Origin of the sequence: Paraburkholderia translucens, assembly GCF_020881035.1 — a bacterium.
GTDB lineage: Bacteria > Pseudomonadota > Gammaproteobacteria > Burkholderiales > Burkholderiaceae > Paraburkholderia > Paraburkholderia translucens.
Map to the genome: position 1 here is coordinate 195,812 of NZ_JAJITC010000010.1, position 25,808 is coordinate 221,619.

At 62.1% G+C, this 25,808-nt stretch carries 22 protein-coding genes and 3 pseudogenes; 13 read left to right on the top strand and 12 right to left on the bottom strand.

Annotated elements, in window-relative coordinates:
- Window positions 1–9: 9 nt before the first annotated feature.
- The 5 genes from LJ655_RS19880 to LJ655_RS19900 form a co-directional block, all read right to left on the bottom strand.
- Window positions 10–1,413 (bottom strand): MFS transporter, encoded by a 1,404-nt coding sequence (locus LJ655_RS19880; protein ID WP_230562931.1) that lies wholly within the window; start codon window positions 1,411–1,413, stop codon window positions 10–12.
- Window positions 1,414–1,721: 308 nt separating this feature from the next.
- Window positions 1,722–3,068 carry an MFS transporter gene (locus tag LJ655_RS19885; RefSeq protein WP_230562932.1) on the bottom strand — a complete coding sequence of 449 codons (1,347 nt, stop codon included), beginning with the start codon at window positions 3,066–3,068 and terminating at the stop codon, window positions 1,722–1,724.
- Window positions 3,069–3,092: 24 nt separating this feature from the next.
- Entirely contained in the window at window positions 3,093–3,656 is a 564-nt protein-coding gene (locus LJ655_RS19890; RefSeq protein WP_230562933.1) for a cysteine hydrolase family protein, read from the bottom strand.
- A gap of 43 nt (window positions 3,657–3,699) precedes the next feature.
- On the bottom strand, window positions 3,700–4,152 hold the full coding sequence (locus LJ655_RS19895; protein ID WP_230562934.1) for a MarR family winged helix-turn-helix transcriptional regulator: 453 nt from the start codon (window positions 4,150–4,152) through the stop codon (window positions 3,700–3,702).
- 120 nt (window positions 4,153–4,272) lie between these two features.
- Complete coding sequence (locus LJ655_RS19900) at window positions 4,273–4,920, bottom strand: VTT domain-containing protein (RefSeq protein ID WP_230562935.1); 648 nt, start codon at window positions 4,918–4,920, stop codon at window positions 4,273–4,275.
- 149 nt (window positions 4,921–5,069) lie between these two features.
- On the opposite strand from LJ655_RS19900, the gene LJ655_RS19905 reads away from it, so the two are divergent.
- Entirely contained in the window at window positions 5,070–5,597 is a 528-nt protein-coding gene (locus LJ655_RS19905; protein ID WP_230562936.1) for a GNAT family N-acetyltransferase, read from the top strand.
- 96 nt (window positions 5,598–5,693) lie between these two features.
- Here the strand turns inward: LJ655_RS19905 and LJ655_RS19910 are convergent, their stop codons facing one another.
- Window positions 5,694–6,752 (bottom strand): alkene reductase, encoded by a 1,059-nt coding sequence (locus tag LJ655_RS19910; protein ID WP_230562937.1) that lies wholly within the window; start codon window positions 6,750–6,752, stop codon window positions 5,694–5,696.
- A gap of 83 nt (window positions 6,753–6,835) precedes the next feature.
- The gene (locus LJ655_RS19915) at window positions 6,836–7,138 is read right to left on the bottom strand and encodes an ArsR/SmtB family transcription factor (protein WP_230562938.1); all 303 of its coding nucleotides are present in this window, start codon (window positions 7,136–7,138) and stop codon (window positions 6,836–6,838) included.
- A 192-nt stretch (window positions 7,139–7,330) separates the two neighbouring features.
- Between LJ655_RS19915 and LJ655_RS19920 the strand changes: the two are divergent.
- From LJ655_RS19920 to LJ655_RS19955, 8 genes and pseudogenes are all read left to right on the top strand, one after another.
- Window positions 7,331–7,471, top strand: a pseudogene (locus tag LJ655_RS19920) (IS3 family transposase); the annotation flags it as partial.
- A gap of 483 nt (window positions 7,472–7,954) precedes the next feature.
- Window positions 7,955–8,872: pseudogene (locus tag LJ655_RS19925) on the top strand (alpha/beta fold hydrolase).
- A 2-nt stretch (window positions 8,873–8,874) separates the two neighbouring features.
- Window positions 8,875–9,444, top strand: coding sequence for a methyltransferase family protein (locus LJ655_RS19930; protein WP_230562955.1), 570 nt, complete (start codon window positions 8,875–8,877; stop codon window positions 9,442–9,444).
- 14 nt (window positions 9,445–9,458) lie between these two features.
- Entirely contained in the window at window positions 9,459–10,733 is a 1,275-nt protein-coding gene (locus LJ655_RS19935) for a glycosyltransferase (protein ID WP_230562939.1), read from the top strand.
- A gap of 25 nt (window positions 10,734–10,758) precedes the next feature.
- Entirely contained in the window at window positions 10,759–12,327 is a 1,569-nt protein-coding gene (locus LJ655_RS19940) for a DHA2 family efflux MFS transporter permease subunit (protein WP_230562940.1), read from the top strand.
- Window positions 12,328–12,349: 22 nt separating this feature from the next.
- A complete protein-coding gene (locus LJ655_RS19945; protein WP_230562956.1) occupies window positions 12,350–13,330 on the top strand; it encodes a glycosyltransferase family 2 protein in 981 nt (326 codons plus the stop codon).
- A gap of 3 nt (window positions 13,331–13,333) precedes the next feature.
- Complete coding sequence (locus LJ655_RS19950; RefSeq protein WP_268991581.1) at window positions 13,334–14,917, top strand: efflux transporter outer membrane subunit; 1,584 nt, start codon at window positions 13,334–13,336, stop codon at window positions 14,915–14,917.
- A 5-nt stretch (window positions 14,918–14,922) separates the two neighbouring features.
- Window positions 14,923–16,098: an HlyD/EmrA/EmrK family protein gene (locus LJ655_RS19955; RefSeq protein WP_230562942.1), complete on the top strand. Its 1,176-nt coding sequence runs from the start codon at window positions 14,923–14,925 to the stop codon at window positions 16,096–16,098.
- Window positions 16,099–16,102: 4 nt separating this feature from the next.
- Here LJ655_RS19955 and LJ655_RS19960 read toward each other — a convergent pair.
- Both LJ655_RS19960 and LJ655_RS19965 read right to left on the bottom strand, forming a co-directional pair.
- Window positions 16,103–16,279: pseudogene (locus LJ655_RS19960) on the bottom strand (IS3 family transposase); the annotation flags it as partial.
- A gap of 4 nt (window positions 16,280–16,283) precedes the next feature.
- Complete coding sequence (locus tag LJ655_RS19965; RefSeq protein ID WP_230562943.1) at window positions 16,284–17,396, bottom strand: MFS transporter; 1,113 nt, start codon at window positions 17,394–17,396, stop codon at window positions 16,284–16,286.
- An 812-nt stretch (window positions 17,397–18,208) separates the two neighbouring features.
- Between LJ655_RS19965 and LJ655_RS19970 the strand changes: the two genes are divergently transcribed.
- Window positions 18,209–19,303 (top strand): extracellular catalytic domain type 2 short-chain-length polyhydroxyalkanoate depolymerase, encoded by a 1,095-nt coding sequence (locus tag LJ655_RS19970; RefSeq protein ID WP_230562944.1) that lies wholly within the window; start codon window positions 18,209–18,211, stop codon window positions 19,301–19,303.
- 482 nt (window positions 19,304–19,785) lie between these two features.
- Here the strand turns inward: LJ655_RS19970 and LJ655_RS19975 are convergent, their stop codons facing one another.
- Window positions 19,786–20,055, bottom strand: a complete 270-nt coding sequence (locus tag LJ655_RS19975) for a hypothetical protein (RefSeq protein WP_230562945.1) — start codon at window positions 20,053–20,055, stop codon at window positions 19,786–19,788.
- Between the two features lie 754 nt (window positions 20,056–20,809).
- Window positions 20,810–21,556 carry a hypothetical protein gene (locus LJ655_RS19980; RefSeq protein ID WP_230562946.1) on the bottom strand — a complete coding sequence of 249 codons (747 nt, stop codon included), beginning with the start codon at window positions 21,554–21,556 and terminating at the stop codon, window positions 20,810–20,812.
- 362 nt (window positions 21,557–21,918) lie between these two features.
- On the opposite strand from LJ655_RS19980, the gene LJ655_RS19985 reads away from it, so the two are divergent.
- The 3 genes from LJ655_RS19985 to LJ655_RS30465 all read left to right on the top strand — a co-directional run bounded on the left by LJ655_RS19985 (window position 21,919) and on the right by LJ655_RS30465 (window position 23,666).
- Complete coding sequence (locus LJ655_RS19985) at window positions 21,919–22,620, top strand: potassium channel family protein (RefSeq protein WP_230562947.1); 702 nt, start codon at window positions 21,919–21,921, stop codon at window positions 22,618–22,620.
- A gap of 230 nt (window positions 22,621–22,850) precedes the next feature.
- Window positions 22,851–23,045, top strand: coding sequence for a DUF3313 family protein (locus tag LJ655_RS19990; protein WP_268991593.1), 195 nt, complete (start codon window positions 22,851–22,853; stop codon window positions 23,043–23,045).
- 267 nt (window positions 23,046–23,312) lie between these two features.
- Window positions 23,313–23,666, top strand: a complete 354-nt coding sequence (locus LJ655_RS30465; protein WP_486644372.1) for a bestrophin-like domain — start codon at window positions 23,313–23,315, stop codon at window positions 23,664–23,666.
- 433 nt (window positions 23,667–24,099) lie between these two features.
- On the opposite strand, the gene LJ655_RS20000 is transcribed toward LJ655_RS30465, so the two are convergent.
- Window positions 24,100–25,617 carry a cryptochrome/photolyase family protein gene (locus LJ655_RS20000; RefSeq protein ID WP_230562948.1) on the bottom strand — a complete coding sequence of 506 codons (1,518 nt, stop codon included), beginning with the start codon at window positions 25,615–25,617 and terminating at the stop codon, window positions 24,100–24,102.
- Between the last annotated feature and the right edge of the window lie 191 nt (window positions 25,618–25,808).

Here is a 25,808-nt window from a genome sequence, read left to right on the forward strand (position 1 = left end):
CAAGCGGGTTCAAACAGCCGCCTTTTTCGCTGCGGCCACGCTTTCTGCGCGCATTGCGTCGTAGCTGAGCTTGTCGATCGGTTCGACGTTCTTTTCGCCGAGATCGCTCAACCGCACGCGGAAGTTTTCACGTGCGCTCCATGCGGCGGTCGCGCACACGATCGTGATGCCGAACGTGATCGCGCCGATCGTCAGCGGCACGTTGTGCGATCCGGGCGGCGCGACGTAGGCGAACAGAGCCGGTAGTAGCGCGGTGATCATCGTGCCGATGTTCTGGCCGATCGCCATTGCGGAAACGCGCGAGCGGGTGGGGAACAATTCCGGATAGAAACTCGGGAAGATCGCGTTGTAGCCTTGATAAATGACGCCCCACATCAGGATCGACATCACCATCGCGAGCGGCACGTTGTGGATGCTGATCGCGTACAGATATGCGAAAGAAAGCAGCCCGGCGCCGAGCGAGCCGACGATGATCGGCAGACGCCGCCCGATCCGGTCCGACAGATTGCCCACGTACGGAATCACGAGCACCGCGACGATGTTGCCGATCACCGGGATCCACAAATACAGGCTCTTCGAAAAACCGATGCCGTACGACGGCTGCACCGCGTACGCCGCGCCGAAAATCGTCGCGACGACCGGGATCACGTTCATCAGCGAGCACAGCACGACGCGCAGCATGTCGCCCCAGTTGTACTTGAACGCTTCGACGACCGGCGAGCGCGGCACGCCGCCGCTCGCGTCTTCCTTCTCGAACGCGGGAGTTTCCTCGACTTCGCGGCGGATGATGTAGCCGGCAATCAGCACGAGTGCGCTGAGCAGGAACGGAACGCGCCAGCCCCACGCGTTGAACGAGGCATCGTTCATGAAATAGGCGAGCGGCAGAAATACCGCGGCGGCGAGAATCTGGCCCGCCTGCACGCCCTGCAGCGTGAAGCTCGCGTAATAGCCGCGTCGTCCGAATGGCGCGTGTTCGAGGATCATCGAGCTGGCGCCTGAAATTTCTCCGGCGACGGCGAAGCCCTGGATCAGCCGCAGCAAGACGAGCAGCACCGGCGCGACAAGGCCGATCTGCTGATAGGTCGGCAGCAGACCGACCGCCATCGTCGATAGACCCATCAGGAACATGCAGACGAGCAGCACGTTCTTGCGCCCGTGCGTGTCGCCCCAGTGCCCGAGCACGACCGCGCCGATCGGTCGCGCGACGTAGCCGACGCCGTAGGTTGCGAGCGAGGCGACGATCGCGATCTTGGGGTTGCCGGAAGGGAAGAACAGTTGCGGAAAGATCAGCGCGGCGGCCTGTGCGTAGATGAAGAAATCGTAGTACTCGAGTGCCGAGCCGATCCAGCCGCTGGCGGTGGCCTTGCGAGCCTGCGAGCCATGGCCGCTGTGTGCCGTTGCGTTCGTTTGCATGTCGTCTCCTGAACGGGAAATGTTTTTTGTCAGCTTCTCCGGCTGACTCATTGGCGCCTTTAAACGTGCGCCGCGCAAGCCAGGATTTTCCTGGTCCCGTTGCCGCGGTGCGGCATAACGGCATGGATCGAGGCATCGCGAGGGCTGCTGCGGCGCACCACGGGTTAGCCGCTGAGCCGAGTGTCGCGGGCATGGTCGCGTCGAATCGGAGCGGCATCTGAAGCGCAAACCTCGTGCGCTGATGACGCGCGGCGCGGGCGGATTCCGAGCGGCGCCCCGCTGGCTCCTGCGCTCGCCCGCGGGCGCTCTCACACGCTGGAAGCCGTATCCTCTTCCGCCTCGTCCAGCTCGCCGCGCTGAACCTTTGCTACGGAGTCTGCAATGACCGTGGTCGTGACTGGCCGCGGGTCCTCGATGCTGTAGCGCAGGCGCCAGCCTTCGCGAGAGAAACGCAGTTGCCGGCATCGCATCAGATAGACGAGACCGACGAGCGCCGCGCCGAAGCCCGATGCCGCGCCGACGCCAAGCGCCCAGCGCGGGCCGAAACGGTCGGCGACCCAGCCGACCACCGGCGCGCCGAGCGGTGTGCCGCCGAGCGCGATCGCGAGCAGAATCGCGATCACGCGGCCGCGCATCGCGGGCTCGGTGGTCAGTTGCACGAGGCTGTTGGTGGAAGTGGTGAAGGTTTGCGTCGACACGCCGATCGCGATCAGCACGATGCCGAACAGCACGTAGTTCGGCATCAGCGCAGCCGCCGTGCAGCCGACGCCGAACATCGCGCCGGCAACGAGCAGCAGCCCCATCGTGGGCCGCGTGCGGCGCGCCGCGAGCAGGGCGCCGGTGACCGAACCGATCGCCATGGTCGAACTGAGCACGCCGTACTCGCCCGCGCCCGCCCGGAACGCGGTGACGGACATCGTGGAGATGAAGATCGGGAAGTTCAGGCCGAAGGTGCCGATCAGGAACAGCATCAGCAGCGCCGCTTTCAGATCGGGGCGCGTCCAGACATATTTGAAGCCTTCGACGAAGCTGCCGCGCGAGCGTACCGCGCGCGGCTTGATATGTAGCTGGTCGAGCCGCAGCGTGCGCAGCGCGCCGAGCACCGCGACGAACGACAGCGCGTTGATCAGGAATACCCAGCCGCTGCCGACCGAGGCGATCAGCAGACCCGCGACCGCCGGCCCGAGCATGCGCGCGGCGTTGAACGACGTGGAGTTCAGCGCGACCGCATTGGCGAGATCGCGTTCGCCGACGAGGTCGGACACGAAGGTCTGGCGCGCGGGAGCGTCGAACGCGGTCACGCAGCCGAGCAGCCCCGCGAACACGTAGACCTGCCAAAGCTGCACGAGCCCCGTGACGGTGAGCAGACCGAGCGCAAGCGCCAGCGTGCCCATTGCCGCCTGCGTCGCGAACAGCAGCTTGCGGCGATCGAAGTGATCGGCGGTGTAACCGGTGAGCGGCAGCAACAGCATCTGCGGCCCGAACTGCAGTGACATCACGATGCCCACTGCCGTCGCGTTGTGATGCGTGAGCCCGGTAAGCACGAGCCAGTCCTGCGCCGTTCGCTGCATCCACGTGCCGATGTTCGAGACGATCGCGCCGCTCGCCCAGACACGGTAGTTGAAAATGCGCAGCGAACGGAACGTGGTGCTCACGGCAGGGGTTTCCTCAATGCGGGCTCAGCCGCGCGAGCTTTCGAGCAGATCGAGCACTTCCTGGGTCGTGCCGGTCTCGCCGAGGCGCGGAAAGATGCGCGTGATGCTGTTGGTGTGCGCGTCGGCGTTCAGATCAGTCATCGCGTCGACCACCAGCGTGACGTTCAGGCCGAGCTCGCTCGCGAAGCGCGCGGTCGATTCGACGCCGATGCTGGTCGCGACACCGGCGAGCACCACTTGCGTGACGCCTTGCTGCTGCAGATACGCAGCGAGATCGGTGTTGGTGAAGGCGCCCCACGTGCGCTTCGTGACCAGATGGTCCGATGCCTGCTGCTTGAGCTCGGGCAGCAGATCGGCGAAGCCGGCCGGGAAGTCGCCGGTGTGGCGCCCCTGGTCGGTGCGGCCCGGCGCGCCGGCGGTGACGTTCACGAGCACGACGGGCAGGCCGTGGCGGCGGAACGCGTCGAGCAGCCTAACCGAACGCTCGACGATTTCGCTGGCCGGATGGACGGTGGGCAACGCGACGATGCCGCGCTGCAGATCGACGACCACCAATGCGGTTCTGGCGTCGAGAGTGGTGAGTGCCATGGTGTGCTCCTGCTAGTAATGAGACGCGCGCGCGAATTGCCAGTTACAGATCGACGAGACGTTTCAGCAGTTCGACGCCCCGCGCGAGTTGTTGCTGTTCGGTCGCCGTGAAGCGCGTTTGAATGGTGCGAAACAGCCAGTCTTCACGTGCCGCGCGGCTCGCCTTGATCTTCTTGCGAAACGACGGCGTGAGCGACAGAACCGTCTGCCGCCCGTCGTCGGGATCGGGTGTGCCACGCACGAGCCCCGCGGCTTTCAATACCGCGAGCGTTTCTCCCATCGATTGCGGACGCATGCCGTGCGCGCGCGCGAGCGCAGTGACCGTGGCCGGGCCTTCGCGTTCCAGCAGGTTCAGCACTTGCACCTGCGACGGCGTGAAGTCGCCGACATGCGACTCTTCGCGCAGACGCCGGCGCAGTCTGCCCGCCAGCACGCGCAGATCTTCGGCCAGCGAATGAAGTTCTTCCGGCGTAACCGGGGGAGGGGATGTGCTCATGGGGTGAGCCTGGGCAGCGGCATGATGTGAAGGTTTCCTGCTAAGGTTACCTTCGTATCTTGGACGGGTCAAGTTTGGAAATGCCGCACGACCGTGCGCGGGGACGTCGCCACGACGGCCTCAACGCGGCCGCATCCGCCGGTCGAAGAAGCGCCATACCGCGCCGCCGACCAGCATTGCGCCACCGAGCGCGAGGCCCAGCAACACCAGCGCACTCAGGTGCTCGCGCACCACCGGCACGTTGCCGAACAGATAGCCGGCCGCGATCAGCGACACGATCCACAGCGCCGCGCCCGCGGTGACGAACGCGGCGAACCGCGAGAACGTCATGCGCGACACGCCCCCGGCGAACGGCGCGAAGGTGCGCACCACGGCGATGAACGGTGAGAGCAGGAAGGTCAGGCGGCCGCGCGCCTCGCTGAACGCGTGTGCGCGGCGCAGCGCGTCGCGGTTGAGCCAGTAGTAGTTGCGGGTATAGACCTTGTCGCCGACCGCCCGGCCGAGCGCATATCCGACGATGCTGCCGCCAACCGTCGCGACAAACAGTACGGGCGATACGATCCACACGTTCAATGCGCCCGTGGCCGCGAGCGCGCCGCAGATGAAGATCAGCGGATCGCCGGGCAGGAAGAACAGCGGCAGAAAGCCGTATTCGACGAACACGACGACAAATAGCAGCGCGTAGATTGCGGTGCCGAATTGCACGATCAGCGCGCTCAGATGCTGGTCCAGATGCAGCGCGATCTGCAGCACATTCATCAGGTTCATCGTGGCCCGAGGCTCGGCTTGTGTCCGGAAGTGATGAGTGTAGTCCCGCGAGCGTGCGCAGGGCGCATCCGCGAGTTTTAGCCGGTTGTCGCTTGTCGAGGCTGCCGTGCCAATGTCAAACTCGGACGGTCCTCGTCAGATGCAAGGCCATGTCGCACGATTCCGCCGTCACCTTCCGTTTTGCCGCGCCGCACGAGGCCGAAACGATTCGCGCCATCGAATTCGAAGCGGGTCTGCGCTTCGTCAGCGTCGGCATGACCGGCATTGCCGACGCGCCGCCGATGGCGCGCGAGATCGTCGAGAACAAGATCGAGGCGCGCGAGATTATCGTCGCGTTGGACCAACACGCAACCTGCGTGGGGTTCGTGATGTTCGAGCCGCAGCCGACGCGTATCTACGTTCAGGAGCTCGACGTGCTGACCACGCACGCGGGCAGGCGCATTGGCGCGGCGTTGATCGAAGAAGTCGCGCGAATCGCGCGCATACGGCAAGTGCCGCAGCTCGTGCTGTCGACGTATCGCGATGTGCCGTGGAATGCGCCGTACTACCGGCGGTTGGGATTTCGCGACATCGACTCGCCGGAGCTCGACGCAGCCTTGCTCGCGCGCCGCGACGCGCATATCGCGCGCGGGCTCGATGAATCGAAGCGGGTGTTCATGCGGCGCGATCTCGTCTAGCGCACGTAAAACGGCGGGTGTGACTGGATTTCAGTCACACCCGCCGTTCTGCTTCGTCAGTCCATACAGCGGGCACGAGCCCGCCGCAACGACCGATTACACCGTTTCCAGCGCCGGATAATCGGTGTAGCCGACTTCGCCGCGCGCGTAGAACGTTGCCGGAATCGGCTTGTTCAGCGGCGCATCTTCGGCAAAGCGGCGCACCAGATCCGGATTAGCGATATACAGTTGCCCCCAGGCCACCGCATCCGCTTCACCCGCGTCGAGCACCTGTTGCGCGGTTTCCTTCGTGAACTTCTCGTTTGCGATGTACGGGCCGCCGAACGCTTCCTTCAACTGCGGGCCGAGGCGGTCGTCGCCGAGCGCTTCGCGTGCCGCGATGAACGCGATCTTGCGCTTGCCGAGTTCGCGCGCGACATAGCCGAACGTCGCGGCCCGATCGGAGTCGCCCATCGTATGTGCGTCGCCGCGCGGCGCGAGATGCACGCCGACGCGATTAGCGCCCCACACGCTGATGCACGCGTCGGTGACTTCGAGCAGCAGACGAGCGCGGTTTTCGATCGGGCCGCCGTAGGCATCGGTACGCTTGTTGGTGCTGTCCTGCAGGAACTGGTCGAGCAGATAGCCGTTCGCGCCGTGCACTTCGACGCCGTCGAAACCCGCGGCCTTCGCGTTTTCCGCGCCTTTACGGAATGCTTCGACGACACCGGCGATTTCATCGAGTTCAAGCGCGCGCGGCGTCACGAACGGACGCTCGGGACGCACGAGGCTCACATGACCGCCGGCTGCGATCGCGCTCGGCGCGACCGGCAGTTCGCCATTCAGGAACACCGGGTCCGAAATGCGGCCGACGTGCCACAGTTGCAGGAAGATCTTGCCGCCCGCGTCGTGCACGGCCTGCGTGACGAGCTTCCAGCCTTCGACCTGCTCCTGCGACCAGATGCCCGGCGTTTCGGCGTAGCCGACGCCTTGCGGCGTAACCGACGTCGCTTCGCTGAGGATCAGGCCAGCGCTCGCGCGCTCGGCGTAGTAGCGCGCCATCAGCGCGTTCGGCACGCGGATTTGCTCGGCGCGCTGACGCGTGAGCGGCGCCATGATGATGCGGTTCGGCAGCGTGATATCGCCAATTTGCAGCGGATCGAAAAGAGTCGGCATAAGAGTTCACCTTTGGCGGCGGGAGGGCCCGGGCCTCAAAAAAACTGCGTGAAAAAGGAAGCGCGGCGATAGGGATGCAGCGCTCAGAGCTTGGCGTTCATGTATTCGAGGAACGCCTGAATGACGGGCTCGTTGCGTTTGAAGAACACCCACTGACCGACCCGTTTCGACGTGACGAGACCAGCGCGCTGCAGAGCGGCGAGGTGCGCCGACACGGTGGATTGCGACAGGCCGCAGCGCGCGTCGATCTTACCGGCGCACACGCCGTGGTCGAGCGGCAACTCCTGATCGGCGAAATGCGCGTGCGGCTCGCGCAGCCAGCCGAGAATCTCCCGGCGGACCGGGTTGGCCAGAGCTTTGTGGATCGCGTCGAAATCGGGCGTCATGTGGATGGTTTCAGGTGCATCGACAACCGGCGCGCCGGGGTGGCGTGCGCGCAATTGCATCGCTACGGTACGAATTATATATCGGAATTTGACGATATGTGAGAAGGCACTACAGGGAATGGGGCGATATCTCTATCGACAGACAAACAAGACCGCACTTCGCGGACATGCCCTAAACGCACAAAAAAGAGCGACTGGCGGCCCACGACCGTTGATCAATTCATCGAAGTCGTTGACTCGTACATCCGCTGGTGCAACGCAAAGCGGATCAAGGTCTCGCTCGGCTTCCTGAGCCCGGTCGAATACCGGCAGAGTCCTGGAATTGCGACATAAATCAGTCCACGAATTTGGCCGCACCCCGACCGGTCAGAACTCAATCGGCGTTGACAGCTTGGCGCATGGCAAAAATGCTCATCACCGAACCCCTACGCTCGTGCCTCGAAAATGCAACACCCGAACGAGGAATTCGAATTAATTAAGGAAAGAACTTTGCGGCCGATTTCTGCGTTTTTCAAATTAAAAACAGGAAGAATTTACCGCAAAAATTCTCAAACATCCCTATCTATAGTGGGGTTCAGAGCGCGCATTGCACGCATACCGATTTGCATATTCCTTTGGCGTTTTTTTCGGTCGAAGAGCTCAAATATTTCCTTGCTATTTCTAATTTGATCAGACAATACTTACTCGCCTGTTATCCATCTCAGCATCCCGGAGAGTCAATGCCATGGCGGCCTTATGCTGCCTGCGATTTTTTTGATGTTTTGAATAGATATGTGAAATGAATTTCGTCATTCATTTTGAATGCCGGGGGATCCTATGTCCGTCGAAAAAGAGCTATTTAAATTGCATAACTCTCTCAAGGTTCAGGTCGAAAGACACGTTTTCGATCCGGCTCGCGAGAGCGTAATTCTCGTGAATGGAGCTTTGGCAACTACCGCCTCGTTCGGACAAACAATTAAATACCTCGGCGAACGATATAACGTTATCTGTTTCGACCTGCCCTATGCTGGGTAATCAAAGCAGCACAACCGCGGCGGCTTCCTGCTGACGAAGGAGGACGAAGTCGAGATCCTGCTGCGTCTCATTGAGCATTTCGAGCCGAAATACCTCTACTCCGTGTCCTGGGGAGGCCTTGCCTCTTTGCTAGCACTGGCGCGGCAGCCGGCCAGCGTCGAGCGCGCGGTAATCGGATCGTTTTCCCCGTTTCTCAACGATGCGATGCTCGCCTATGTGACCCGGGCAAGGGATCTGCTGGGCGCCGGCGAAAACCTGCAAGCCGCGCAACTCCTGAACGATACGGTGGGCAAGCACCTGCCGCGCGTCCTCAAGCTTCTGAATTTCCGCTATCTGACGAGCTTGCCGAAGGAAGAGCAGAGCCAGGTCGCGTTCCACGTCGATCAGATACTGGCGCTGGAGCCCGAGGCTTACCTCGACCAACTCGCCAACATTCGCTGTCGGGTCAATTTCATCAACGGCGAACTGGACGAATACACCACTGCGGAAGACATTCGCACGCTGTCGCGCTACGTCATGCACGCCCACTTCACTACCGTGCCGAATACCGGGCATTTCCTCGAATTGGAGGGGCGAGCGCAGGCTGCCTGCATGCGCGAAGCGATCCTCGACTTCTTTGGCGTCGAGCCGACATTAGAACGTTCACGACTTGAGGCGCTATCTTCGTCCCTCGTCACGCAAACGTTTGCTACTTCCCTGAACACCGATTTCGGGATTTGAAAATGACGATCTACCACACCCTTGCCATTCTCGGGCCGTGGGCCGTCTGGCTCGCCTACTGGATCAAAGCGTCCTCCTGGGCGAAGAATACCGTCAAGAGCGAGGATCGGATTTCGCGAACCGTTCAGTCGATCCCACTCATCGTCGGCTGCGCACTCGTTGCATTACCGGATAGGCTTGTCGGCGCCTGGAGTCCGGCGAGCGCACATTTCGATTTGCAGCAATGGACTGGCCTCGCAATCATCGTCGCTGGTTTGACCTTTTCGGTTTGGGGGCGCCGTCATCTGGGACCGAACTGGAGCGTATCGGTCACCTTGAAGGCGAATCACGAACTGGTCCGCAGTGGTCCCTACGCGCTCGTCCGTCATCCCATCTACTCTGGTTGCCTGCTCGCCATTGCAGGTGCCGCACTGGTCACAGGACAATGGCGAGGCGTGATCGGCTTCGCGCTCATCTTCGCGTCGCTCGCCTACAAGGTCCGCGTCGAGGAGCGGTGGCTATCCGAACATTTCGGCGACCCGTACCGCGCCTACCGCCGCGAAGTACGGGCGCTCGTGCCTTGGCTCTATTGAGTTGCGCGCGACTCATGGCACAAATCGTCATTACCGCGATTGGCTCGGCTGGCGACGTTCATCCGTTCGTCGGGATTGGTCGAATGCTGGCGCAGCGCGGACATCGGATCGTGTTTTGCACCCATCCGCAATTCGCCTCGCTGGCTGAAAACTACGGTTTCGGGTTCGTGCCAATTGGAACGTGGGACGAGTATGCGCGGGCAGTTGCAAGCCCTGCCTTATGGAACCCGCGCACGTCGTTTCGGACGCTGTGGAGCGTCATCGCCCCGACCATCCGGCCACACTTCGACATGCTCGCCCGGCTGGCGACCGCCGATACGGTGCTGGTGGGCTCGTTATGGGCGTTCGCGGCCCGCTTGATGCAGGAAGTTCACGGCACGCCCTACATATCCGTGCAGGTGTCGCCTTCGACCTTGCTTTCCGCAAGCGCACCGCCCACCCACAAGCGTCTGACCGTGCCAATGTGGCTGCCGTTGGCGGTTAGGGCAAGGTGCATCGAAATGATCGAGAAGCGCGTGCTTGACAAGGCATGCGGCCCCGCGCTGAACGACGTGCGGGCTGCGCTGGGTCTCGCGCCGGCAAGCCGTATCCTCGGCCAGTGGCTGCATTCGACAGACGGCGTGCTGTGCCTGTTTCCGAACTGGTTTGCGGCCGCCCAGCCGGATTGGCCGCGCAATCATTTCATGGCAGGTTTTCCGCTCTTCAACGATGTATCGCCCGAAACCTTCGACGACGAGTTGAGCGACTTCCTGTCGGCGGGCGAACGGCCAATCGTCTTCACACCGGGTTCCACATTCACGGACGAGCATACGTATTTCGACACCGTAGATGAAGTGCTGCGCCGCACCGGTACGCGCGCGATCGTCCTCGCACGCGCCATCGGCAAGCGCACGCCTGCTCGCCGCGACCTGCTGGTGCGCGACTTCGTCCCCATGCGAACGCTGCTGCCACGCTGCGCGGCAATCGTCCATCACGGGGGTATCGGCACCGCCGCCCTCGCGTTCGCGGCAGGTATTCCTCAGGTCGTCACGCCGTTCGCGCACGATCAGTTCGACAATGCGCAGCGTATAGCGAGGAGTGGCTGCGGCATTCGCATCGACAGTCCTGCGAGCGGCAAAGCACTCGCCGCGGCGCTCACGCGAGTCGCTACGGATCAGTCGGTAGCGGCCCGTTGCGCAATGGCGAAAGAGTTGATCGACACGGCCCCTGATGCCTGCGAGGCAGCCGCGCAGTACATCGAGCGGTGGGCTGATCGCCGTCGCAGCATCGGCGTGCGCTCGGCCGCCTGAACGAACCTGGGAATGGATCGGCCACATGAGTAATTCAAGCAGTATTGCTACGCAGAACGCCGGATCCCGGCAAGTTCCGCCATTGACCGGTGCGTGGCTTGCGTTGCTGACCTTCGCGCTTTCTCTTGCCACTTTCATCGAGGTGCTCGACTCGACCGTCACCAACGTCGCCGTGCCGTCCATCGCAGGCAGTCTCGCCGTGTCGAACTCGCAGGCCACCTGGGTCATCAGTTCTTATGCAGTTGCGGCGGCCATCGCTGTGCCGCTGACGGGCTGGCTGTCGCAGCGGTTCGGCGAAGCGCGCCTGTTCGTCTGGTCGGTGCTGATGTTCACGCTGACTTCACTGCTGTGCGGCATGGCCGGCAACCTGGAACTGCTGGTTCTGTGCCGTGCCCTGCAGGGGCTCAGTTCGGGGCCGATGGTGCCGTTGTCGCAGGCCATCCTGTTGCGATCGTTTCCACCGCACAGGCGAGTGCTGGCGCTTGCACTTTGGGCGATGACGGTTCTGCTCGCACCGATCTTCGGTCCGGTCCTCGGCGGCTGGATCATCGAGCAGTTTTCGTGGCCGTGGATCTTCTTCATCAATCTACCAATCGGGCTGTTCGCGTTCGCCGCATGCGCAGCGCTTCTGCCTCGCGAGCGTCCCGATGCCCGCCAGCCGCCGATAGATACGATGGGCATCGTGCTGCTCGTCGTCGGCGTCGGCGCGCTACAGGGCGTGCTAGACCTCGGACGCGACCATGGCTGGTTCGACTCGCCGCTGATCGTTTGCCTTTCGTTGATCGCTGTGCTCGCCCTGGTCTCGCTGCTGATCTGGGAGTCGGCCGAACAGTTTCCGGTCATCGACCTCAGTTTGTTTCGCGATCGCACCTTCTCATTCGGAGTCGCAATCATCTCGCTTGGGATGGTGAGCTTCTCGGTGATTGGGGTCATCTTTCCGCTATGGCTGCAAACCGTGATGGGCTACAGCGCGTTTCAGGCGGGTTTGACCGTCGCGCCGCTCGGCATCCTCGCACTGGTCTTTTCCATGCTGATCGGAATCTTTCTGGACCGACTCGATGCCCGCGTCGTGACGTCGTTCGGCTTTTTGGTGTTTTTTGCCGTGCTGGCATGGGACGCTCACTTCACGCTGACCATGTCTTTCTCACAGATCGTCACGCCGACCTTCATTCAAGGCATCGGCCTGCCGTGCTTCTTCATCCCGTTGAGCGCAGCGATCCTCTCGCGGATCCCCAACGAGAAGCTCGCAGCGGCGTCCGGCCTGTCGAATTTTCTGCGTACGCTGTCTGCCGCGTTCGGCACCGCGCTTAGCGTCACGTGGTGGGACGAGCGGGCGGCACACCACTATGGCACGCTTGCGCAGTCGGTCACGCAGGCGTCCAGCGGGACGAGTCAATTCCTGCGATCGCTGAGAGTGCTCGGATCGGGTAGCAATCAACTGATCGCGGTACGCAGTGTCGTCGAGCAGCAGGCCTACATGATGGCGACCAACGACCTGTTTTATATGGCAAGCCTGGTGTGTCTCGCACTCGCCATGCTGATGTGGGCAACGAAACCATGGCACGGTGTGTCCGCCGCGCGCGCCGGACACTGATACCCATCGCGGTGTGACGATTATGAGCGAAACGACTTCCTACCCCGGCAGCGTGGCCAGCGACGCCAGTGCTGCACCGTTGCTCGGCGCATTGGTGGTGCTGTATCAACCGACTCGCCAGCACCTCGCACATCTGATCAAGTTGCGCGGGCACGGTGTGCCGCTTCTTGTCGTCGACAACTCACCTGCGGAATCTGCCGCGATAATCGAGGCGCTTGAAGCTCAGGACATCGAGTACCTGTGGAATGCCAATCGCGGAGGTATCGCCGGCGCTTACAATCGCGGCCTTACGCGCCTGTTCGAACGCGGTTGCTGCGCCGTTGCCCTGTTCGATCAGGATTCGCAGGTGAGTGCCGACTACTTCCGGGTGATGCTCGAATCGTGCGCGGCGCTCGGCCCGCGAGCCTTCGCCATTGGACCGCGCATCTACGACGAGAACCTCGGGCGTTTCCTGCCGCAGATCTACAGCAATGGATTTTGGATCCGTACGGTAATGTGCGAAGCGCGTACGTCATTGCAGCCTTGCTCCTTTCTCCTTTCCTCGGGCTGTGTCATTTCCTACCGCGCCTACCAGTGTCTAGGCGCGTTCGCGGAAGCGCTATTCATCGATCATGTGGATACCGAATATTCATTGCGTGCGTTGCTGCGCGGCGTACAGTTTTATGTCGAGCCACGGCTTACCTTATCGCATCGGATCGGCGAAAAGCGGCAACATCGGCTCGGCCCGATTCGCCTCACGTCGATGAATCATCCCGCGTTTCGACGCTATTACATGGCGCGCAACGGCATGCACCTGTGTATTCAGTACATCCCGTCGCTGCCGATTGCGTTCGTACCCAATCTCGTCACGCTGCTGCAAGTCTTCCAGATATTGCTTTTCGAATCCGGCAAGCTCGCAAAACTTTTCGGTATCGGCTGCGGGATGGTTGACGGCCTGTTCGGCCGGCTGGGGCCGCTCGAAGCCGTGCGCCCGCGGCTTGCCGCCCGTCTCGCGCGCGGCTAGTCGATGAGGCTACCTATCTGCGATGTCCGCTGCGCTTTGACGTGCCTGTGGGTTTGCGGGTCAGCCGCCTCGCTATGTGTTCTTGGCACACTAGGCGGGTGCGCTGACAAGGGCACCTACCACCAGCTCGTCATGCATTCGCCCGGGAACCAGGCGCTCGTCCAGAGCGCGAAGAATGCGAACGGCACATGGCCAGAAGCGCAATGGTTCGCGTCGTTTCATGACAAACAACTCGATGCGCTCATCGATGAGGCCTGTGCCGGGAACCCGGACATTCAGGTAGCCAGCGCGCGCATCGCCGAGGCGCAGTCGCAACTCGACCAGTTCGCCTCGAGCACGGGACTCACGGGCGGTGCGGCGGCAGCGGCATACAAGGCGCGCATGCCTGCGATTGACGGCGCGGCCAACGTGAACGTCGCAGGCACCACGGTCCCGATCAATCTTTTTAGCGACCCTTGGGTGTCGCCCGCAAGTGTGATCGCCGGCGCCAACTACGAACTCGACTTGTGGGGCAGGAACCGCGCGCTGACGCAAGCGCTCGTGTCCGCGCGCGACGCTGCGCGCGTCGATGCGCAGCAGGCCCGCCTGACCATCATCACGTCGCTAGTCACCCTTTACGGCCGGCTCGCCTACGAGTACGCGAAGCACGACCTGCTGCAGGCTAGGCAATCTCAAGCAGACCAACTCGACGCGATCCTGCGCACGCGCGAGGCGAGGGGAATCGACAGTAGCTATGGTGCGCAGCAGGAACGGATCGAGCAGGGCGCCCTGCGCATGCAATTGCTGGCGAATGACGATTCAATCACGCAAACGCAGTTGCAGATCGGCGCGCTGACCGGCCACGGCGCGGAGCGCGGCCTTTCGTTGCAACGCCCGGCGCTGGCCGACACCGGTGCTTTGTCCGTGCCGGCCAATCTGCCGCTCGAACTGCTCGGACGGCGCCCTGATATCGTCGCAGCGAAACTGCGCGTGCAGGCCGCGACGGCAAAGATCGCGGCAACACGTGCGGCGTTCTATCCGAACATCAATCTGTCCGCTGCGGGTGGGTTGGCGTCGCTAAGTCTCGGCTCGTTGTTTTCGAGCGCGTCCGCATTTTTTGCATTGGGCCCAGCCGTCTCCCTGCCGATCTTTGAACGCGGGCAGCTACGCTCTCAATTGCACGGCGACTATGCGCAAGCAGACGAAATGATCGCGCTGTACAACAAGACGCTCGATAGCGCCCTTGCTGACGTGGCCCGTTCGATTGCTACGACGCGAAACCTCACTGCGCTCATCGACGAGCAGAAGCGAATCATCGCTGCGCGGGAGCGGATGCTTGCCGTCGCCAGCGAGCGGCAACGCCGGGGCCTGATCCAGCGGTCGGACGTGCTGAGGCAGTGCGGCCTGCAACTTGACGAACAGATGCGGCTCATCGAACTGGATGCGCAACGCCGCGACGCCGGCATCGCGTTGATCCGGGCACTCGGCGGCGGGTTCGACGCGATTCAGCCAGCAACCCCCGCCACCTCTGGGGTTGAGCCCACGAATCAGCAACTTCACGAACAGATGCGTGACAGTCAGCCTCCTGTCAACCCTTCCTCAAGCTGAGCCGAATGAGTACAGAAAACCTGCTCGGAGACCACGCGGCAGTGACAAAGCGCGATGCCAGCAAGATTACCCGGCGAAACCGGATGCTGGCGGTGCTATTCGGCGTTGCGGCAGCGGTAGCCATCGCGGCAGCGGTGCACTGGTTGATCTTCGGGCGCTACGCCGAGGAAACGGATAATGCATATGTCGCCGGCAACGTCGTGCCGATCGCGGCGCAGGTGGCGGGCACCGCGCGCGCGGTGTTAGCCGGCAATACGCAGTACGTCAAGGCCGGACAACCGCTCGTCCAGCTCGATGACACCGAGGCGCGCATCGCGCTCGGGCAGGCCGAAGCGCAATTGATCCGCGCGGTGAGGCAGGCCCGCAGCGCCAGGATTTCCAATGCCATGTACCAGGCCGCCGTCAAAGCTCGTGCTGCGGAACTCGCGCTGGCCGAACAGGCATTGAAGGCGCGCTCCGATGCAACGGTGGAGGTGGTCTCCGGCGAAGAGTATGCGCGCGCGCGGGAGTCAGTCGAGGTTGCGCAGGCCAACCTTGCCGCGGCGCGCAGTCAGCTTGCCAGCGGCCTGGCCGCGAGTGGCTCCGGGCACATCGAAAACGATCCCGCCGTAATGCAGGCGATACAGCAGTTGAAACTGGCTTATGTGCGGGTTGCGCGAACAACTATCGTTGCGCCGCTCGAAGGCGCCGTGGCTCAGCGCTCGGTGCAGATCGGGCAGCCCGTGCCGGCCGGCGCACAATTGATGACGGTCGTGCCGGTCAAGCAACTATGGATCGAGGCAAACTTCAAGGAAGGACAGATTCGCAATCTACGAATCGGTCAACCAGTGTCCGTTGTCTCCGACCTGTATGGAGCGGGAATGGTATTTCACGGCCGGATCGGCGGACTGTCGCCAGGAACGGGCAGTGCGTTTTCGATGTTGCCCCCGCAAAATGCGGCCGGTAACTGGATCAAGGTGGTTCAGCGCGTGCCTGTGGTGGTTTCCCTCGACCCTGCGGAACTGGCCGCGCATCCGCTGCGAGTCGGCCTGTCGATGACTGTATCGGTCGATACCCATCAGCGCGACGGCACATTAAACACGGCAGTCGATCCTGCGGGTGGCAGCGCTTCGCCTGCGCCCGATGAAGACATGCAACGCGCGGAGTCGCTCGCGAGGAGGCTCATCGAGGAGAACGACTGATTCCCTTGCCGGCCGGAATCTGGAATTCGGTAATGTCGGTGCGCCACTTTTCATTCGGGGCTGCCGCACGGAAGTTACGATTAATCAGGTTCTCTGGCGCAACGCCTATTTTGCCTAGATAGGAGCCGTAGCGACGTCGTTTGGCAGTGGCAGCCGCCAGTCCTTGCATCCGTCGTGAGCGAAGCTTACGCCCCAACCCGCTCCGGCGACGTGTTCCCGGCAAAGAGCAGATAGCCGAGCGATGCGCCCGCCCCGATCCAGAACAACACCGAGAAGCTGTTGGCCAATGCGCCGATCGCAAAGATAACCGCTGCGCCCAGGTTGATCCACGTTTCGCGAAACAGGATATATTCGGCCGCGCCGCATTCATGCGCGCGCTCGTAACAGATTGCATCAAAAGGCAGGGTAGCAGACGTATTGCCCGATGCCGTCATCAGCGTAATCGCTGCAGCATTGCCTGGCGACACCGCACCCATTGCACGTGCAACGTTCATCGCCGCCATCCAGAGCGCGCCGACGCGTAGGACTGTCGTCGGCGAGCGGTCGACCGCGCGGCCGATGCCGTGGGTAATCAGCAGCATTGCCGCAAAAATCACCGAGTAAGTGAGGCCGAGGCGCGTCACGCTCATGATGCTCATAGCAAACAGATAGAACGGCCAGACCATGTTCTGCACACTGTCCTCGGCCGCGAAGCCAACGGACAGCGCCAGCACCTCGCCGAAGGGCCGCGTACGCGTCACGGCGACGAACGACGGGCACGCATCCATCTTGATGCGCGGCTCGCGCAGGAGCGGCACCACCGACAACGCCATGCAGCTCGCCGCAAGGAAAAACATCACGCCGAAGCCGACGTGCGAAATGATGACCGCACCGATCGCGGGTCCGCAAACCGATGCAGCCGTCGAGATGTTATTCAGCGCCCCGATGCGCGAGCCGTGCCGTTCGGCGCGCCGCGTCGCAAGAAAGAGGTGGTAGCCGGTCCAGTAGCAGGCGTTGGCGCAGCCAAGAAGACCAGCGAGCGCGAAAAATATCAGTCCCTTCAGCTCGACCTGACGGACCGCAAGGTAGAAAACGACGTAGAGCACGATACCTGACGCGAACACGGTCGTGATGCCGTAGCTCGTCGTCGCGCGCATCGCGGTGCGCACAAGCAAGGCGTGCGAGAAACTGGTAAGGCAGAAGAACAGGAACACCTGCAATACGGGCACATGGCCGCTCACGAAAAACACCGGCAAAAACAGGCTAATGGAGGCAGTGCCAAGCGTGAACAGTGCCTTGGCGAGAAAGAAGCGTCGCATGAAGTCAACGAGATCGAAAGGGGAGCGGATGCTGCGGCCAAGGAAAAGTGTCGTTCTTGGTCGACCGCAGTGTGCGCGAGAGTGTAAACCATCCTCATCCGAACAGTGGATCCCCTGAGCTATGCGGCGGGCGATGAACTTCACCTTGCTCCATACAGTAACCGCAACGCGCGCCGCGCGAATTGTCTTTGCAGGCGTCCCGATAGTCTGGTGAAGAAATCGTCGTCTGGCCTTTGAATTGCGCTATGCGCGGCCTACGCAACAGTCGGCTCACTACCTGACACCCTAGCAGACATTCCGGACGTCACCCTTGACTGGAACGATGTGTGCCGGATGACGGTCGCATCGGACGATGATCACGTGACCAAGATGACCTATACGTGCCTTTGCGAGGATCGACGCGCTCCATCTCCGCTGTATCTCGCGTCAGCGGCAAGGCTGGTGTCCTGGCGAGTCCGCCTTAACAGCGCAAATCGTCGGCGATTCGCTATGCACAGTTGAGCGTCCGTTCATGGCCGACCGTACGCGTTCGGTATCCGGTCTCGTACGCGTACGGTCGGATACCCTCGTTCGGGCCAGTGCCCGCTTTGCGGCCTCATAGCGCACCGAGTGCAACCGGCCAGGAAGGGGCCTTCGTCCGAAGCGTCGGCAGGACATTCAGACGGCAGTCGCAGTCGGCGGATTCAACGCGGCGATGCGCTAAAGTGATGGACGACCATCCCACGCATCGGACGGCGCTTGCCTGGCCTTCCCGTTGCATTGACGTGTTCTGTCGTATGCCATGAAGGGATGACCATTCACCGGAGCGATTCATGCGAGTTGTCTTGCGGCTCTTCGGCCTGGCGCTAAACGTGCTGTCTCTTTGCGGTTACGCCCAAACGCCGCAGCCGTTGCCGGCGCTGAATATCGACATTACGCAGACGTCGGTCTCCGGTCTCTCATCGGGCGGCTATATGGCGGTTCAACTGGCTGTCGCGTACTCATCGATAGTAAGCGGTGCGGGTGTCGTCGCGGCGGGACCGTACTTCTGTTCGCAAGGCAAGCTGTTGACGGCGATGACGCAGTGCTCGTGCAATCCACCGCTACCGTGCGGCGTATCCGCAACCAGCACCGCGGTGCCGTCGCTCGTGTTGGCTACCCGCCAGGCGTTTGCCAGAAAGTTAATCGACGATCCGGCCAAACTTGCTGGACAACGCGTCGTCACAATTTCCGGACAGAAGGATACGACCGTGCCGCAAGCGGTTGTTCAGCAACTCGACGACTACTACCGCACGCTGGGGTTGCCTCCGGCCGGTCTGTCGGCAATATCGCTTGATAACGCAGGCCACACCATGCCGACCCTGAACTACGGCGTGGCGTGCGGCGACTCGGTATCGCCTTTCATCGGCAAGTGCCAGTTCGATGGGGCAAAGGCGATCCTTGGATGGATCTACGGTCCGGCGCCGCTCAAGCCGCGCACGGGCTCGGCGCCGGCCGGCCATTTCGTGCAGTTCGACCAGACCGCGTTCCTTCCGAAGAGCGGGCGGTGGAGCGTGCCGGGCGCGGCGGGTCTTGACAGCACGGGCTGGGTCTATATTCCAGAAGACTGCAAAGCGGGCGCGCGCTGTCGTCTGCACGTCGCCCTGCACGGCTGCGAGCAGGGGCAGGACTATGTGCCGGCCGATTCATCCGGCAGCAAGCCGTATTACGGCACGACCTTCGTCAAACACGCGGGCTACGACCGATGGGCCGACAACAATCAGATCGTCGTGCTCTATCCGCAGGCGGTCGTCATCCCGGTGAGCAATCCGCTTGGATGCTGGGACTGGTGGGGCTATACCGATTCGCACTTCGCCGATCGGAAGGGCGTGCAGATGCAGGCGATCCGCGCGATGATCGACAGGTTGAGTTCGGGGGCGAATCAGTGATTCATCGCTGCCGCACGGCTGGCCACAGGACGCTGAATCAAAGGGACAAAAAAAGAACGCGCGGTCACGTCGAAGCGTTCGCGACGCATCCCGAAAGCTGACGATCGGGCTATGCGTACATTTCGGCCAAACCCGTCAGTGGGGGCGGACTGGGTTCTCCGTCGGCGATGTGACAGATTTCCGACGTTGGCGGGGTCTAGCAGCGGCACACCAGCTTCCCGCATCAGCGAACTAACACTCTCGACCCTGAGCTGCCTTTCGACCCAGCGCAGGCTCAGCGGCGGCTTTCAAGAGTACAACGGCGACACGGTCTATTGGCGGGGCGGGCAACTCGTCGGCCGTTATAGACGGTAGTCCGTTGCCGGTATTCGATGAAGCGCGCCGGTCATCCGGCACGGCGCTGGCGGGGCGCGCGAGGCGCCCGTCGGCACGTTCCGCGTGGCCCCAGACCACCCTGTTACCTGATACTCACGCAAGCCGCGCTAGTATTTGATGTCCCGTTTTTGCTGGCGACCTGCCTGCTTCGTGTGGCGCTTGTCTTGCCGGCATTGGGAGTTGCTCTTCTGGTTTGCAGCTCGGCAGTCGACCTTGCCCGCGCGCGCTTCCTGTCTGGCAGCCTGGTTTGCGTTCCGGCCTTGTTGGCGCTGTTGCGACTGGTTGGTGGCCAAGGCAGCGCCCGATAGCGCGAGGAGTCCGGCTGCGGCCAGCATTGCGCCCATCCGCCTCCAGAGTCCGTTTCTTGCTTCGACCATTTTCACGCTCCTTCGCGCTTGGTTGAAACGGCGGTCAGCTGCCGCTGAGCGGCCCCGTGTAAAGCGCCAACTCCTGTGCTGAAGAGTATGCGGGCGCGAGACGGTTCAGTGCGGTAGCAATGGTGACATTCCACGTCAGCGCTTTGGGCCTTCTGGAATTGGAATGCATTGGCCGCGAGCATTGAGTCACGACCAGTCACAAGCCCGTTACGGCGCCCGGTCGGCACAAAGTCAAAGTAGCACAACCCCATGCCGTGCAGCGCTGAAATATTTTGCGGCCTGATGCCTAAAACACAAATCTCGGTTAGCCCGCGATCTTTAGATTCAATTGAATGTGCGCTCCCGTACAGTTCGGCCACAATAGCCTTCCATGCCTGCGGGCGAGTGACGCCGTGTAGAACTCAGCAGCTTCGGTCTGCCATGCGGTCGTCATTAGCGAGCACTATCGGAATATGGCGAGCACGGTAGTCGGGCGAAAATCCGGTACCAGGCTGGACACGACGTTGGAATGTGTCTGTCCGAGCGCGCGCCCTAACATCCGTAGTTGGACAATAGCCGACCCTCTCAGGACCTTCCACCCGGCGTCACCTCTGCGGCTGCTTCTTGAACGGTCGTCCATACATCCGAGTCGGCTGGCAAATCGTCGCCCGTAACTCTCGATCGCGGTTTCGCGAAAGGCGATTGGATCCCGTCAATGCGAATTTTCCGTGCGATCGAGGCCCGCGAGGCGCTGCGATCAGCTTGGTTTCCCTGCTCAGCGTCCCGGCGTGCCTGTCCCGCCAGTGCCGGATGAAGGGGCGGACGTCGTGGTGAGCGGATGAGCGAGACCCGCTGCGGACAGCAGCGAGACGGCAACCGGATCGGGCATGCCATCGACACCGATGGCGCCTGCTGTCGCCAGCGCGCCGAGATCGCTGTCGACCCCTGCTTGCCCGACGATGAACTGCGTCGTCAGAAACGCCGGTGCCGTCAACGTGACCGCATAACGCTGCTGCAGATTCGTGACGACTGCCGATTGCGCAGCCAGTACATCGTTCTGATTTGCCAGCACCTGCTGGAACTGCAAGTTGCTCGGGAAGCCCGCAATCAGACTGGCCTCGCTCGTGCCAAGTTGCGAAGCGAGGTAGACGAGCATCAGTTCCGTCTCGGGTGTCGTATTGAAAGTGCCGCCGGCAAATGCCAACGAATGCAAGGTGGTGCCGCCGGAGTTCACGGTGAGGATGCAGGGAAGCGTGGCGCTTAACGTAATGCTGTAGCGTTCACCGCCGTCTGACAGTGTGGAGGCCGAACCCGAAGCACAGTCGAAGCTAACCACCGCGCTGGCGGGCGCCTTGCCGGTAGCTGCGGTGCCTGATAGGGCGACGTTTGGCATCCCGTTTCCGCTGATACAACCGTCAAGGCTGACGCAACTGTTTCCGCCGCAAGCGACGAGTGTTGCGAGCGACGCTCCGCAAAGTGCGGCCAGCACCAGACGAACGAAACGTACATCGTGAGTGTTCATGGCCGCCTGCCGTTGATAGAAGGGGATAAGGCGAGCCGCGCCACGCAAACGGACCGGCGCTTCGATTGATTTTATGCCCTATGCGCCCACATTTGTCGCATCAATCACGTTGATCGCGCTATCGGCCATTGCGGTTATCGACGACCCGTCGTTTCAGCATTCGGCGAATCTCAGCATTCGAGCGAGGCGTGGGACTGGCCACGAGCGGTCTGTCGCGATCCGTTCGCGAATGTCCGCTGACGAGGGATAAACTGCCCTTTGACGCGATAGGCGTGACCGGTGACCCGTCGGCCGAAGCGGGCGGTTGCCCATCTCATCCGTGACTTGCGACAGACGCGGATGCACCTTAGACGGGATGGATCATGACATACATACAACGATTGCAAGAGCGCGCCGCGCGACTGCGCAGCGGGGGCATGGTCATTCTTCTGGTGCTGCTTGTCATCACGGTGTTCGTTCTGCCGGTTGTCGTTACGTCGAACAGCGTGATAGACAGAATCGCACAAGACGTGCTTCTGTCGTCGATTCTCGTGAGCGGCGTGGTGGCGGCCTCAGACCGCTCGAAAGGACTCGCGTGGATCGCGCTGGTCATGCTCGTCGCGATCGTCGTGCGCTGGATGGGATGGCTATTGCCAAATGGTCCAGGGCTGGTGATCCGTGACGAAGTTAAAATGTTTTCACTTACGCTGCTTGGCGCGCTGATGGGGACGAAGGTGTTTGGCGCCGGTACGGTGACACGCAACCGGATCGGGGGAGCAGTCGTCCTTTACATGCTGGTCGGGCTTGTTTGCGCTGACGCGTATCAACTCATCAGCATCGTAGTTCCTGGTTCTTTCGTCGGCACTTCGACGCATGACCGTTCCGTGGATCGTTCGACCTGGGTGTATTTCAGTTTCGTCACGTTGACAACCGTGGGGTATGGCGACATCACGCCCGTCGCGCGTGCGGCGAGGTCGCTCTCGAATCTCGAAGCATTGATCGGTCAACTCTATCCCGCTATCGTGCTGGCACGACTGGTGTCCTTGCAAGTCGCAGGGCGCGGATCCGGTTCGAACAAATCCTGATGCCACTGTGCCGACCTCAGGGTCGCGTCTCGCCGATCATGCATGAGTTCTCACAGGACGCAACCGCAGCGTATGAGCGCAAGCGCACCGGATGTCTCGTCGTGGTCCAATAGCCTGTCGGGAACCGGTTCTCCGACTCCACCGCTGGCGTATGGATTTGCACGACCAACAACAATTTCTTCCGTGGAAACAAGCGTGGTCATGATTCGCTATGAACGCAGTCGAAGCTGCTGGTCGAGGCACTTGCCACCGACAGCGTCTCCGGGGAGATTCTGGCAAAAGTCATCCGCACGCATACCGGCGAGCGTCTGGCGCGTGTTGCATCGAATCAGCCTGTGGTTACGTTTGATTCTGTCAAGCCGATCATGGACCAGTGGTGCGACGCCGTTTCCAGGTCTGTAGCGCAATACGTGAAGCCTCGATAGTCGACTGGGAGCAATCTGAACTCAGGCAACCGAGATGCGCGGCTCGACGACGCAGGCTCTATTGAGGGACTCGTGCGAACTTCGGTCCGCGCGCCCCGCACCTGCGCAAGGGCGTGAACCCTTCCTGCTTTTCTACGATGGCCGGCCGCGCCTGACGGAACTTCGCGATGGGCGCAATCTACGCGACGCTGCCGGCCAGTTGCATCGAGCCCACGGGCTAGGGCGGGACCGACTACCTGTGCGGCAGTACGTGGTTCCAGTCCTCGTTTGGGTCGAACGGCGTCTACTGCCGCGTCGCGCCCGTGCCCTGAACAACGCACCGCGCTCCAGGCGCGATGGCTGGCCGACGCGCTGGCCGTACGCGAACTTGGGCTGCTACAAGCAGCGGGCTCGACCCCAATGGCGCTGTTGATCACCCTCGTACTGTGGCTGTGCATCATTTTTGGCGCCTTTGGCCTGTTCACACCCCCGAATGCGACGGTCGCCGTCGCGTGGCTTCTGAGCGCGCTATCCACGTCTGGCGCCATCTTCCTGATTCTGGAAATGAATACACCGCTCGATGGCTTGGTCACAGTCCCGCTATCGCCGATGCGCGAGGCCCTTGCCGTTCTCGGCCAATAGCGGCGAGAGGCACAGGTCCAAAATCGCGGGGTTAAACAACGAACAACGGCCTCCTTCGATAGCGACCCGGCTTCCCGGTCTGATGTAATGCGTCTTCATGCTGTGTAGCTGAAGCAAACAGTTTTCTGGTCATCAGACGCGGGCTGACGTTGTCTATCTGCGAACAGGGAGCGGAGGCCTGACTGATCACCATTCCGTGAAGGTCCGAACTCGGCGCAGCTCCAGACACTCATAGACGCTAGTTGAAGGGCTGCAGTGGGTCCGATTTCGGGCAGCAACATCGGGCAGCAGTCGGCCATCTCCCGCAATTCGTCGGCGTGCTCCCGCAGACGTTCAATAGGCGGGCACACCCAAAGTTGACCAGCCGCTGCGGCCCTACCGTGCGCCCCTCATATCGCTCTGCCGCACGGGCGGGGAAGTTACTCAACGGTAGTTACGCGCCCAGCGTGCGCAGCCCTTCGACGGCTTCGAGCGCCCGCGTGCGCGCGTGCTGGTGAGACACCACAGGCAATGGATAGTCGTGACCCAGCCGAACCGACGCGGCCGTCAGTTGTGCAGGCTGCGCGAGCCATGGCGCGTGGATCGACGCACTGGGCAGGCGCGCGAGCTCGGGCACCCAGCGCCGCACATAGTCACCCTGCGGGTCGAACTTCTGGCCCTGCAGCACCGGATTGAAGATGCGAAAGTACGGAGCCGCATCTGCACCGCTTCCGGCTACCCATTGCCAGCTCGCGGGGTTGCTCGCCTCGTCGGCGTCCACGAGCGTGTCCCAGAACCAGGCCTCGCCCTCGCGCCAGTCGATGAGCAAATGCTTGACGAGAAAAGACGCCGCCACCATACGCACCCGGTTATGCATCCAGCCTGTATGCCATAGCTCGCGCATGCCGGCGTCGACGAGCGGGTAGCCGGTCTCGCCACGCTGCCACGCGCGCTGCGCTTCGGGATCGGCACGCCATGGCATCGCGTCGAACTGCCGTCTGAAATTGACCTGATGCAGCGGGGCGAAATGGTAGAGCAGGTAGTACGAGAACTCGCGCCACCCAAGCTCGTCGAGAAACTTGTCCAGATTGGCGCCTGCCACGGGTGCTGCGCGCGGCTTGCCAGTGCCATGGTCCGCATGTGCCACCGACACCAGCGCTGCGTGCCATACCTGCCGCACCGAGAGATTGCCGAAGCGAAGGTACGGAGACAGCCGGCTGGTCGCGTGCATCGCGGGTATGTCGCGGCCGCTTGCGTAACCGGCCAGTGCGCCCGCCAGAAATGCCTGTAGCTGACGCTGTCCCGCTTCTTCACCGCATTTCCACGTTTCGCGCAGCCCGCCGGCCCAGTCGGGCGCAGAAGGCTCAAGCGCGAGTGCGGACAGACCATTCACGCATGCCGCGGTGGCGCTTTCGCGAACCGGAAAGAAGTCGATTCGGCTCGGCGCGGGTCGTGGCGGTTCGGGCGCATACTCGCGGCGCGCGGCACGCCAGTACGCGCTGAATAACTGAAACGGCCGGGCGTCGCGCGTGGTTACCGTCCACGGCTCGCGCAGCAGATGGCCGTTGAACGTCGAAACGGTAATTCCGCATTTTTTCAATGTAGACTCGATCGCTGCGTCTGTCTCGCGTCGCGCTGCCGAATAGCGGCGATTCCAGCACACCTCGATCGCGCCAATTCCCGTGGCAAACTCTTCGACCACCTGCTGTTCAGGTCCGCGAAGCACGGTCAGTTCTCCGCCCATCGCGGCAAGCGCCGCATTTAATTCGCGCAGCGATTGGTGAAGCCACCAGCGCACTGCGGCACCCGGCGGACGGCTTTCACGCGGCTCCGGGTCGTGCACATATACGCACACGACCGGGTGGCCTGTGGCGACGGCGTGCTCGAGCGCGGGGTTGTCGCCAAGACGCTGATCGTCGCGGAACCACACGATAACGGGCGGGGGAGAGCGGGACGGAGAAGACGGCGGCATGAAATAGCGCGCGAGTGGTCCATGACAACTTACATGATACGGGAACCAACCCGGACGACCGTTGGACCTGGCGGATTCAACCGGTCGATGCAACACAATGAACGTCGCATGAGCGGCGGGAGTGTTGCAAATGAAACAGAGGCGCCGGATCTATTACAGCGAAAGCCAGAAGGCGTTGATGTGGGAACGCT